Genomic DNA, 12,151 nt, shown 5'->3' on the forward strand with positions numbered 1-12,151 from the left:
TCTCCGTCCTGATCCGGATGCTGCGCAATTCTTTACCTTGTGGTGTAGATATGTCATGAGCAATATCATCCTGACGGGGCGATTCCGCAAGCGGGAATTGCGATTGCCCCTCGCTCAATCGCCAGGCATGGCCTATATTCGCTCGAAACGGCCTTTTCTTCGCCTTTCCGTGCTCGGAGGACATCCCATGCGAAGCCTGCTGCCGATCCTGATGGTCCTGACCTGCTGCCTGCCCGTCGCGGACGCCGCCCCGCATCCCTTCTCGGTCCACGACATGCTGGCCATGGATCGGATCGGCGATCCCCAGGTCTCCCCCGACGGGGGCACCATAGCCTTCACCGTGCGCAGCACGGACCTGGAGGCCAACCGCGGCCGCACCGATCTCTGGCTGGTGGACACGGACGGCGCCGGCATCCACCGCCTCACGACGGACCCGTAGGGCGACTGGAACCCCCGCTGGTGCCTCGACGGCACCCTCTACTTCCTCTCGACCCGCAGCGGCTCGCCCCAGGTCTGGCTAATCGATCCCCGCGGCGGCGAGGCCACCCAGGTCACCGACCTGCCCCTGGACGTGGGCAACCTGGAGGTCGTGCCCCAGCTGCGGTCGCTGGCCTTCACCCTGGACGTCTACCCGAACCTGACGATCGCCGAGACCGTCGCCCGGGACGAGGACCGGGCCGCCGATCCCGCCACGGGCATGATCTACGACGAGCTCATGTTCCGGCACTGGGACACCTGGGAGGACGGCAAGCGCAGCCACGTGTTCGTGTGGTCGCCGTCGGATCCGGACGCGGACCCGGTCGACCTCACGCCCAGCCTGGACGCCGACACGCCGACCCGTCCCTGGGGAGGCAGCGAGGAATTCGCCTTCTCCGCCGACGGCAGGACGCTTGTCTTCACGGCCAAGATCGAGGACGGCAGCGAGGCGGCCTGGAGCACCGACTACGACCTCTACGCCGTGGACACGTCCGGGCAGAGCCGGCGCCGCTGCCTGACCGACGCCAACGCGGCCTGGGACACGGCTCCCCTATTCTCGCCCGACGGCAGGACGCTGGCCTACCTGGCCATGGCCCGGCCGGGCTTCGAGGCCGACCGCTTCCGCATCGTCCTGCGGGACTGGCCGGACGGCGGCGCGCGGTACCTGGACCTGGTCCACGACGGCCTGGACCTGAGCCCCCGCGGCCTGCTCTGGTCGGCCGACGGCAAGACCATCTTCGTCACCGCCGACTACCGCGGGCAGGGATCGATCTTCAGCATCGACGTCCCCGGCGGCAAGACGAAGCTGCTGGTCCGCGACGGCGCCAACGGCTCGCTGCGCCTGGCCGGCAAGGGGCTGGTCTACACCAAGAACCACCTGCGCGGCCCCAACGAGATCTACGCCTTCAGGGGCAACGAGCGGCGCGTCACCTCCCTCAACGACGACAAGCTGTCCGCCTGCCTGATGGGCGAGCCCGAGCAGTTCACCTTCAAGGGCTGGCACGACGAAGAGGTGTACGCGTACCTGGTCAAGCCCTTCGACTGGAGCGAGGAGGCCGCGGCTGCCGGCCGCAAGTGGCCCCTGACCTTCCTGATCCACGGCGGACCCCAGGGCAGCTTCGGCAATGACTTCCACTACCGCTGGAATCCCCAGGCCTACGTGGGCGCCGGCTTCGCCACCGTGGCCGTCGACTTCCACGGCTCCACCGGCTACGGACAGGATTTCTGCGACGCCATCAGCGGCCACTGGGGCGACCGTCCCCTGGAGGACCTGGAAAAGGGGCTCGCCGCCGCCCTGGAGCGCTACGGTTGGCTGGACGCCGGCCGCGTCGTGGCCTCGGGCGCCAGCTACGGCGCCTACATGATCAACTGGCTCCACGGACAACCCTTCGCCGACAAGTTCAAGGCCTTCGTGAGCCACGACGGCAACCTGGACGAGCGGATGGCCTACTACGACACCGAGGAGCTGTGGTTCCCCGAGTGGGAGCACGGCGGCCCTCCCTGGGGAAAGGACTCCGGCTACGGCAAGCACAACCCGGCCGACTTCGTCCGGAACTGGCACGTGCCGACCCTGGTCGTGCACGGCGCCCTGGACTATCGCGTCGTGGATTCTCAGGGTCTGGGCACGTTCACCGCCCTGCGCCGTCTCGGCGTGCCGGCCCGCCTGCTCTACTACCCCGACGAGAACCACTGGGTGCTCAAGCCCCGCAACTCGATCCAGTGGCACGACGAGGTCATGGGCTGGTTGAAGCGCTGGACCGAGTGACGGCCGAGCGGCCGCCGCCCGCGGCACCGGACTTGCACCCCCTCCCCCAGATCGCGGGAGCGCCTGTCTCCCTGGTAGATCGTCGTATCCGGGGGGATCACGACAGATCTCGTGAGGGCGAAAGCTTCCCGATCATATCCCGGATGGGAGGTGTCATCATGCACGGTTGGAAGACGCATCTGTTGCTGATCGCGATCATCGCGACGCCCCTGTCGGCCCTGGCGGACTGCCCCAACTTCTACGAGGTGGCGAGCGACCAGGGCAAGGCCTGGCTGGGCATGAGCGCCGGCGGCTTCATCGCCGGCGAGGGCCAGAGCTTCTACCTGGAATGCCCCTGCCAGCTGGTCTCGGTGACCTTCGAGGTCGTGCTCGATGGACTGACCTGGTACGGCGTGCCTCCCCTCGGGACGGGGGATCTGCTGTACTGCGAGTTCAAGACGGATACGGGCGTCACGCTCCTCTCGCTGTCGAAGGCCCTCGACTTCGACGTGGGGCGCGACTGGATCACCTTCGATTTCAGGGCCGACAACTTCGTGCTTCTCCCCGGCGACTACATGGTCGTCTGCTTCACGGCGAGCTCCAGGCAGGGCAGGCTGGCCTATCATCAGGCGGACGACATCTACGCCGCCGGTGTGCGCTACATCTCTGAGAACGGCGGCGCCGGGCCCTGGACACCGGCCGCCCCGACGCACGGCGATCTGGCGTTCCGGGTGAACGTCATGGGTTCCGTACCGACGGAATCCGTAGCCTGGGGACAGGTCAAGGCGCTGTATCGCTAGCGCCTCGCCGCGGAGCCTCGACACCTCCGGCACCGGTCCACCGTTGCGTGGGCCGGTGCGTTTTTTTTGCGGTTGCGACGGCTTCCGGCATGGTGAATGATCCGCGGGACCATGGGATCATCGAATGGAGGCCGAATTGTCGCGTACCCCCGAGCCTTCCCTGCGCCGCGAGATCGTGGCCGGCGCCACGACCTTCGCAACAATGGCCTACGTGTTCATCGTGAATCCCATGATCCTGTCCGGGGCCGGCATGCCGTTCGGCCCCGCCATGACCGCGACCATCTTGGCCGCCTTCGTCGGCACGCTCCTGATGGGCGTGTACGCCCGCCGCCCCTTCGCCATCGCACCCTACATGGGCGAGAACGCCTTCGTCGCCGTGACGGTGGTGGGCGTCCTCGGGTATACGTGGCAGCAGGCGCTCGGCGCGATCTTCATCGGCGGTGTCCTGTTCACCCTGCTGACCCTGTCCGGCGCGCGCGGCTGGCTGACGCGCGCGGTCCCGGACGGGTTGAAGATCGCCTTCGCCGCCGGTATCGGCCTGTTCCTGGCCTTCGTCGGCATGAACAGCGCCGGCCTGGTGGAGCTGGGCACGCCCGGCGCGCCGGTGCGCGTGGCCGACCTCACCGCCACCGGCCCCCTGCTGGCGATCTGCGGCATCCTGCTGATGGGGTGGCTGACCCACCTCCGGGTACCCGGGGCGTTATTGATCGGCATCCTGGCCACCGCCGCCCTCGGCTTCGCCCTGGGCGCCGCGACTCTGCCCGACAGGCTCGTCGGCTCCCCGCCGCCCCTGTCCCCGGTGTTGTTCGAGCTGGACATCGCGGGCGCCCTGCGCTGGGATTTCCTGCCGGTGATCCTGACCGTCTTCATCCTGGACTTCGTGGACACCATGGGCACCCTGCTGGGCCTGGCCCGCCGCACCGGCATGCTCGACGAACGGGGTCAGCTTCCGGAGATCGAAAAACCGATGCTCTGCGATTCGGTGGCCACGATGGCGGGCGCGCTGCTCGGCACGACCACCACCGGCACATACCTGGAATCGGCCGCCGGGATCGAGGCCGGCGGCCGCACCGGCGCCACCTCGATCGTGACGGCGCTGCTGTTCCTGTCGATGCTCTTCCTCGCCCCGCTCTTCGGCGCGATCCCCGGTTTCGCCTACGGCCCCGCCCTGGTCCTCGTCGGCGCCATGATGCTGGCGCCCCTGCGTGATCTGGACACCGACGACACGACCGAGGTCCTGCCCGCGTTCCTGACCATGATCATGATGGCCTTCACCCTGAACCTGGGCATGGGCCTCACCGCGGGACTAGCGGCGTGGCCCCTGCTGAAACTGCTGACCGGCCGGGCGAGGGAAGTGCCCTCCGGCATGTGGGTCCTGGGCGGCGTGTCGGTGCTCTTCTTCGTGATCCATCCCTACTGAGCCGCCCGGCGAGGAGAAACATGACGAGCCTGAAGGACAAGACGGTGATGATCACGGGCGCCAGCTCCGGCATCGGCGCCGCGTGCACGAGGGCCTTCGCCGGGCAGGGCGCGCGCCTGGTCCTGGCGGCCCGTCGCCGCGACCGCCTCGAGAACCTGGCGTCGGAACTGGGCGTAGGGACGGTCACGCTCGCCCTGGACGTGCGCGAGCGCGCGGCGATCGACGAGGCGGCGGCCGTCCTGGCGGACGACCGGCGGGAGATCGACGTGCTCGTCAACAACGCCGGCCTCAGCCTCGGCCTGGATACCTTGCAGGAGGGCGACCCGGCCGACTGGGAGGAGATGATCGACACGAACGTGAAGGGGTTGCTCTGGCTGACGCGAGCCGTCGTGCCGGGGATGGTCGAGCGCGACCGGGGGCACGTGATCAACATCGGTTCGGTCTCCGGACACGACGTCTATCCCGGCGGCGCCGTCTACTGCGCCACCAAGTTCGCGGTGCACGCCATCACCACCGGGCTGCGCATCGACCTCAAGGGAACAAAGGTGCGCGCCTCGCCGGTCGCTCCGGGCATGGTGGAGAGCGAGTTCAGCCGCGTGCGTTTCCACGGCGACGCCGAACGGGCCGACGCCGTCTACCGCAACTTCCCGCCCCTGCAGCCGGCGGACGTGGCCGAGGCGGTCGTCTTCTGCGCCACGCGGCCGCCCCACGTTAACATCGCGGGGCTAATCCTCTGGCCCACGGACCAGAAGACGGTGACCATCAGCCACCCGCGTCCCGTCGACTAGGAATCCAGGGCGTCCTCGAGGCGCGACCGGAGCTCGGGATCGTCCGGCTCCATCCCGGGAGGGAATCGGAACAGCACCTTCCCCGTGCGGGAGACGAGGTACTTGGTGAAGTTCCAGGAGGGTTCCGCCAGCCCCGTGGCGGTCAGGAAGCGGTAGATCCGGGACTTGTCGCCGCCCTTGACCCGCACCTTCGCGAAGAGCGGGAAGGCTACCCCGTACTCCGCGTCGCAGAAGGCGCGGATCTCCGCGGGCGAGCCCGGCTCCTGTCCCAGGAAATCGTTGCAGGGGAAACCGAGGACCGTGAAGCCGCGCCGGGCGTATTCCCGCTGGAGATCCATCAGGCCGGCGTATTGGGGCGTGAAGCCGCAATTGCTGGCCACGTTCACGACCAGCGCCACGTGGCCGCGCCAGCGATCCAGGGACACCGGATCGCCGTCGAGGCCGCGACTCTCCAGATCCCAAAAACCCGGCGAGGAAACGTCATCGCTCACGGCGACGGTTCCCTGCACGCCGCCGCCGGTGGCGGAGCGGAGGGCCAGGATCGCTGCCGCCGCCCCGAGCAGTATCAGGATGACCGCCGTGATCAGGATGATCTTCATGCCTCGCCTTCCCGTCAGATCGCCGGTTCGATGGCCACGATCTCCCAGCGTCGGCGTTCTCCCTCTTTACCGTACTCCACCTGGTCCCCGACCCGATTGCCCATGAAGGCCAGGGCCAACGGCGCATTGTAGGAGAGCACGCCGCTCTCGGGGGCCGAATCCCAGACGCCGAGGAAGGTGAGGTTCTCCTCCCGCTCCGACACGAGATCGCGGACCAGAACCCTGGTGCCGATGTTCACGAAATCCGTCCGCGCCATCTCAGGGTCGATCATCTTGGCCTTGGCCAGTTCGGATTCTATACGCGTGGCGGTGCTGGTGATCTGGTCGCGTTTCTCCAACGCGGCCGTGTACTCGGCGTTCTCGCTGAGATCGCCGTGGGACGCCGCCTCCCCGATCTGCTTGGCGACCGCCGGCAAGGCGTCTTGAACCAGATGGTCCAGCTCGCCCTGGCGCCGATTGAGCCCGGATTCGGTGGTGTAGTACACGTCCTCTTCCCAGGGCCTGGCGCCCTCGACGAAGATCTCGGGATGGGCGCCCCGCAGGAACGTGAGCAGGCTGGTCCGGGTGCTGGGGCGCAGGCCGCCGCTGGCCTCGATGCGGTCCTTGAGCGCGTGGGCATCCGGCTTGTCGATCTTCGCGATGTAGCGGCGGATCGGCTCGCCATCCTGCAAGGACAGCGTCTCCTGGGCCTGATCGATGACCTTGCGCAGACGCTTGTCGTCCGAGAGGGCGGTCATGCGGCCGGTGGCGTCCATCAACTCGAGCAGCCCGAAGAGCACCCGGCCGGTGTCGAGTCCCGGCAGGGCGATCAGGGTCGCGGCCGTCTTCGTGTCCGTGTGCCTGGCACGCCACAACCAGCAAAGCACGTCGGGCGAGGCGGTGGGATGCTCGAGAACCGTGACCAGGGCCTCGGCGAGGATGCCGGTCTCGCCGGCCGCGAGCAGCTCCCGGGCCATGTGGTCGCAGACCATCCGCCCCGTGCGCGGCAGGATCCACCCCCAGGTACGGACCCAGTCGTCGGGCTGGGCCTTGCGCAGGAACTCGAGAACCGCCTGCAGCATGCGGTCGTTCAGACGGGTCGGCATGAGCCCCGGATCGGTCACCCTGGACAGCACGGAGACGGCGGCCTGCGGGTTCATCTTCGCCACAGGCACGCCGCGCCCGGCCACGGTGGAGTGGATCGCCAGGCAGACCAGCGTCAGCACGGGATCCTTCTCCAGCAGGCGGCCGGCCAGACGGGCGGCGGCGTTGCCCATCGCCAGGAGCAGGTCCGTGTCCACGTCCTTCTCCTTGCGGATGCCCACCAGGTAATCGAGGACGAATTCAAGCAATTCCTCGGGATCCGTGATGCCTTCGAACCGCTCCCGCACGCGATCCTCGTAGCTGCGCTCCTGCTTCAGCACGCGGAAGGTCGGCTGCGTGCCGCTGCCGATATCCAGGCGCGTCGATTTCTTCAGCAGCGGCCGCGCCCGCTTCCACCAGCCGGCCCAGGCGCCCTCTCCCATCAGGGTGACCACGGACTTGCGCAGGTCGCGATAGCTGCAGGACAGGTTGCGCGTCGAGGCCAGGGCCATCAGGACGAATCCCGCCGGGTCATCGCCGGCAAGGGCGCGGAGCTCGTCCGGTCGATAGATGATCAGCGAGGGAAAATGGTCCTTCGGCAGGATGATGACCTTGGCGATCTGATCGGCGTTCATGGTCTCATGGCGTCCGCTGAACGACACCTTCAGCTCGGCGGTTTTCTCGTCCACCGCGACGACCATGCCCGGTTCGAGGTGGGAGCGATCGCTGAAGAAAGCGCCCGGGCGCAGGCGCAGGTACCGTCGGACGGAATCCACGCCACCCGGCAGGGAAACGCTCTCGTCGAGCAGCACGTCCAGCAATCCGGACAGATGTTCGTAATCCGCGTGGCTCGCCCGGTAGAGTCGTTTCAGTTCGCGCCGCAGATAGGCCGACGCGGGCAGGTGCTGTGTGCCGGCGACGGCGGTATCCAGGCGGGCGCCCTTGCCGCACTTCTCCTCCACCGAGGTCAGCACCAACTGGAGCAGGGTCTCGGCCCGTTCCTGCTCCCCGAGGCGCCGGACCTGGCCGATGATCGGCAGCAGATCGTCGAGTTCCACGTCCTCGTCGTCCAGGGCGTCGGGCCACAGGCCTTCGAGATCGTTGAACTGGCGTGCGTTGGCGAGCTTCTTGAGCTTGATGAGGTTCATGACCGGCCTCGATCGTTCCGAAAAGATATGAAACGGCCATGGCCGCCCCAGCGCGGGTACGGTGACGACCGGACTTGCCTGATGAAGTTATCAGTCGTTGGACAAGATAGCAGGTTTGGCGGGCCAGAAAAGGGCGAGGACGAATAAAACGCTCATCCAGGATCACTTGACCATGGTCATTTTCCAGGTGGACACGTTGCCACCGGCCGACAGGCGCAGGATGTAGTGTCCCGAAGGCTGCAGGTCGCCGCTTTCGCTGCGGCCATTCCAGACCGCCTCGTGCCAGCCGGGGCTACGATCGACGTCGAACGTCCTCACGCGCTGGCCGCGCACGTCGAAGATCTCGAGCAGCGCGAACGATCCCGCTGCCAGGTTCTCGGGGATGCCGTAGCGGATCGTCGTTTCCGGATTGAAGGGGTTGGGGAAATTCGACCTGAGATCGGAAGTCGGGGGCGGTCCGCCGTCCTCGGGCTGGGGAGCCGGCAGGAAGACCGTATCCGAGGGCAGGCTCAGTTCGCCTTCGTGACCGGCCGTCGAGATGCCGCTGACGCGAATGCGGTACTCGACGCCCAGTTCGGCCTGCAGCACGAAGTTCGTATCGCTGCTGGCGCCTTCGAAACGGAACTCTTCGTCGTCCCGCGAGGCGTACACCATGTAATAGTAGACCGCGGCGCCGTCGGTGGGCGGGCTCCAGTGGAAGGCGACCGGCACCGTCTGACCCGCAGCAGCGACGGGAACCAGCACCGTGAGCGCCAGAATCAGTATGGCTGAAATCCGTTCCAGACGGTCCGTCGTCAATGTGAACTCTCCAGGAGAACTCGATCGATGCAAAGCCTTCGAGTTGATCTTCGCCCGCACCAAAATGCAACTACGGTGCCAGGCCAGTAGACCGATCCTGCTGTCTCTACAACGTGTTGTCCTGCAAAACCTTGGAGATACGCTCCGGCTGCGATCCGACGACGAGGGCCTCCTGCCCGTCGTCCGCATGGGGCGGATCGCGAAGTGGTGTCACTCCTTGGGCAATAACTATGGGCAATGACGGTCTCTTGTCAATGACCGTATTGTCATAATGGTGCATTTTCTTCTCGATCCCGTTTCTTTCTTGTCGTTCCCGATGCTTCCCCGTCGTGGCCCGACGTCGGGCAGACGACCGGAGATCGCAGGGGCCCGCGCGGGAGGCGACCCCCGGCGACCGATCCGCAAGCGGGTCGACCGGAGCAGCAAGGCATACGTGCAGCATGCAATCAATGCTCCCGGTCCAGGCCGCCCGCGGTCGTGGGCGAATGATCGTCGTCCGACGGAAGATCTTCGTCCTCGAGCTCGGCCAGGCGGCGGCGCGTTCGTCGTATGCGCAGGATCGCGCCCAGGGCGAAACCCAGCGCCAGCAGCACGAAAAGGGTCGGCCAGCGCGTGAGCGTGACGAGCCAGCCGAACCGGATGCGCATCGACCGGGAGAAATCGGCGGTGAACGCCTCGTAATCCGTGCCGGTCGCGTCGGCGAAACCCCGGCGGAAATCACCGTGCAGGCGCGTGGCGAGGATCAGCTTGCCGATCACGTCTTCACCGTAACGGTCCACGAGCGTGTCCACGGCCAGCAGGCTGGCGCGATAGGCACGGTCGGCCCATTGGGCGTTGCCCGGAAATCGTCCCTCCAGTCCCTGCAGGTCGGGCACGTGGCCCTCCAGCATCAGGGAAACCGTGTCGCGGAATCGCCACTCCCCGGATACGTGCTGGGCGACGCCCTCGTGGAACCAGGCGGGCACCGCGGCGGCGCCCATCCCCTGGTGCAGGAGGCAGTGGGAGATCTCGTGCAGCATGACGTGGGTTACGGTCCGGCCGACGCCGCGGGACCGCTCGCAGTCGATCCAGGCGGTGTGTCCCGCGGCGGCGCCTACGCCCCAGTCGGCGACGACCCCGCCGAGCGAGTCCTTGAAACCGGACGTCGTCATCAGATGGATGTCCACGCGGGGACGTTGCAGCGTAAACGGCCAGACGAGCGCGGTCAGGGTCGGACCGTGCTCGCGCAACGCCGCCAGGCAGTCGCGTTCCACGTCGGGGTTGACCCCGGGCTCGCGGAAGAAGCGCACGGGCGGCTGGGTGTCCAGTGCCCGTGTCGCATCGTTCGCGGCACCAGCCGATCCGTACGCGGTCATGACGAGCGCCGCCGCGAGCATGAACGCGAGCCGTGTTTTCAAAAGCAACCGTCCTCGAACGCCATTGACACTTCGCGGCCGACGGCACGATGATGGTGCATCGAGGCCCATACCGCAACACCGCGAAAGGACGGCGACCTTGTCCCATCCCGGTCCGACACTCGCCGAGATCCGCGACGCCATCTCCGGCGTGACGCGGATCGCGGCGCTCACGGGGGCGGGCATCTCCGCGGCCAGCGGCGTGCCCACCTTTCGCGGCGGGCCCGACAGCCTGTGGGAGAACGAGAGACCGGAGGATCTCGCCACGCCACAGGCCTTCCGGCGAGACACGGAGAAGGTGTGGCGCTGGTACGACTGGCGGCGCGGCATCGTGGCCGGCTGCGAACCCAACGCGGCGCACCTGGCCCTGGCGCGGCTGGACGGGATCGCCGCCGGGGTGACCGTCATCACCCAGAACGTGGACGGCCTGCACCAGCGCGCGGGCAGCGCCGCGGTGCTGGAGTTCCACGGCTCGCTCTGGACCCTGCGCTGTACGTCCTGCGGGCTGGCGGAGCGTAACCGGGACGTGCCTCTCGACCTGCCTCCCGCCTGCCCCTCCTGCGGCGGCCTGATGCGACCCGGCGTGGTGTGGTTCGGCGAGAACATCGACCCGGAGATCATGCGGGCATCATCCCGGGCCGCCGTCTCCTGCGACCTGTTCCTGGTGATCGGCACCTCGGGTCTGGTCCAGCCCGCGGCGGGCATGGCGATGATGGCGAGCAACGCGGGCGCCAAGGTCGTGGAGTTCAACCTGGAGCGGGGCGGCGTCAGCGCCTGGGTAGATCTCTTCGTCCCCGGCAGCGCCGACGAGACGGTACTGGGACTGTTGCCATGACCGGGGGGGCTTCCGGACCCACGATCCTGCTCGTCAACAAGTTCTACCACGACGTGGGGCCGGCGGGCGGCGTGGGACGGTACATCCTCCAGGAAGAGGAGGACCTCGCCCGGCGCGGCTGGCGGGTCGTTCCCTTCGCCATGCACGACGAGCACGCGCGTCCCTCCGCCTGGGACCGGTTCTTCGTCAAGGCGCACGACTACCGGACGCCGCGCTTCTCGCCGGCGGCGGCTGCGGCGGCCCTCTCGCTGATCTGGAACCGGGAGGCGGCGCGCAACCTCGAGCGGCTGCTGCGGGAGGCGCGCCCCGACGTGGCGCACCTGCACAACATCTACCACCACCTGAGTCCCTCGCTGCTGCCCGTGCTGCGACGCCACGGGATTCCCGTGGTGATGACCCTGCACGACCTGCGGCTGCTCTGTCCCGCCATCCACATGCTGCGCGACGGCGGGGTCTGCGAGCGCTGCCGCGGCGGCCGGCTGTGGGAAGCGGTGCGCGGCCGCTGCGTGAAGGACTCCCGCGCCGCATCCCTGCTCGCCGCGGTGGAGACCGCCCACCAGAGATCGCGGAGGCTCTACGAGACGACCGTGTCGCGCTTCCTCTGCCCCAGCGCCTTCTACGCCCGGAAATACGCCGAGTGGGGATATCCCGCCGAGCGACTGCTCCATCTGCCCAATTTCGTGGACCTGGAGACCTGGCGGCCCTCGACCGCGGAACCGGACGACGCCTACCTCTACGCCGGCCGCATCTCGCGCGAGAAGGGCCTGGTCACGCTCCTGCGGGCCCATGCCCTCTGGGAAAGACGCGCGCGCGAAAGCGCCGAGACGGCGCCGCCGCAGCTGCGCCTGGCCGGCTCCGGACCTCTCGACGCGCGGCTGCGCGCGCTCGCGGACGAGCTCTCGCTGGAGCGGATCAGCTTTTTGGGGCCGTTGACCCCGTCCGCGCTGCGCGCGGAGATCCAGCGTGCGCGATTCGCCGTGCTGCCCTCGGAATGGTACGAGAACGGCCCCCTGTCCCTGCTCGAAGCGCTGGCGACCGGCGTGCCCGTCGTGGGCGCCGATATCGGGGGCATACCCGAATGCCTCG

Annotated in this window: 9 protein-coding genes and 1 pseudogene; 6 read left to right on the forward strand and 4 right to left on the reverse strand. The window is 67.9% G+C overall.

The genetic code is table 11. The annotated features are described in order from the left end of the window. The first annotated feature begins 211 nt into the window (after window positions 1–211). The 4 genes and pseudogenes from KJ554_07635 (at window position 212) to KJ554_07650 (ending at window position 5,229) form a co-directional block, all read left to right on the forward strand. A pseudogene (locus tag KJ554_07635) lies at window positions 212–2,242 on the forward strand (S9 family peptidase). A gap of 158 nt (window positions 2,243–2,400) precedes the next feature. Continuing rightward, on the forward strand, window positions 2,401–3,021 hold the full coding sequence (locus tag KJ554_07640; protein MBU0742200.1) for a hypothetical protein: 621 nt from the start codon (window positions 2,401–2,403) through the stop codon (window positions 3,019–3,021). A 124-nt stretch (window positions 3,022–3,145) separates the two neighbouring features. Further along, complete coding sequence (locus KJ554_07645; GenBank protein ID MBU0742201.1) at window positions 3,146–4,441, forward strand: NCS2 family permease; 1,296 nt, start codon at window positions 3,146–3,148, stop codon at window positions 4,439–4,441. A gap of 20 nt (window positions 4,442–4,461) precedes the next feature. After that, entirely contained in the window at window positions 4,462–5,229 is a 768-nt protein-coding gene (locus tag KJ554_07650) for an SDR family NAD(P)-dependent oxidoreductase (GenBank protein MBU0742202.1), read from the forward strand. Here KJ554_07650 and KJ554_07655 read toward each other — a convergent pair. The 4 genes from KJ554_07655 to KJ554_07670 form a co-directional block, all read right to left on the reverse strand. Next, window positions 5,226–5,828 carry a glutathione peroxidase gene (locus KJ554_07655; GenBank protein MBU0742203.1) on the reverse strand — a complete coding sequence of 201 codons (603 nt, stop codon included), beginning with the start codon at window positions 5,826–5,828 and terminating at the stop codon, window positions 5,226–5,228. The two genes, KJ554_07650 and KJ554_07655, sit on opposite strands and share 4 nt — an antisense overlap. A 14-nt stretch (window positions 5,829–5,842) precedes the next feature. Continuing rightward, window positions 5,843–8,038 carry a GreA/GreB family elongation factor gene (locus KJ554_07660; protein MBU0742204.1) on the reverse strand — a complete coding sequence of 732 codons (2,196 nt, stop codon included), beginning with the start codon at window positions 8,036–8,038 and terminating at the stop codon, window positions 5,843–5,845. A gap of 162 nt (window positions 8,039–8,200) precedes the next feature. Continuing rightward, window positions 8,201–8,836, reverse strand: coding sequence for a T9SS type A sorting domain-containing protein (locus KJ554_07665; protein ID MBU0742205.1), 636 nt, complete (start codon window positions 8,834–8,836; stop codon window positions 8,201–8,203). 446 nt (window positions 8,837–9,282) lie between these two features. Next, on the reverse strand, window positions 9,283–10,233 hold the full coding sequence (locus tag KJ554_07670; GenBank protein MBU0742206.1) for a basic secretory family protein: 951 nt from the start codon (window positions 10,231–10,233) through the stop codon (window positions 9,283–9,285). On the opposite strand from KJ554_07670, the gene KJ554_07675 reads away from it, so the two are divergent. Both KJ554_07675 and KJ554_07680 read left to right on the forward strand, forming a co-directional pair. Then, window positions 10,211–11,065: an NAD-dependent deacylase gene (locus KJ554_07675; GenBank protein MBU0742207.1), complete on the forward strand. Its 855-nt coding sequence runs from the start codon at window positions 10,211–10,213 to the stop codon at window positions 11,063–11,065. The genes KJ554_07670 and KJ554_07675 overlap by 23 nt on opposite strands. Continuing rightward, window positions 11,062–12,151, forward strand: a 1,090-nt coding sequence (locus KJ554_07680) for a glycosyltransferase (GenBank protein ID MBU0742208.1), incomplete at its 3' end; no start/stop codon positions are given. The genes KJ554_07675 and KJ554_07680, both read left to right, overlap by 4 nt.

The sequence above is a fragment of the bacterium genome (assembly GCA_018814885.1).
Classification (GTDB): Bacteria; Krumholzibacteriota; Krumholzibacteriia; order LZORAL124-64-63; family LZORAL124-64-63; genus JAHIYU01.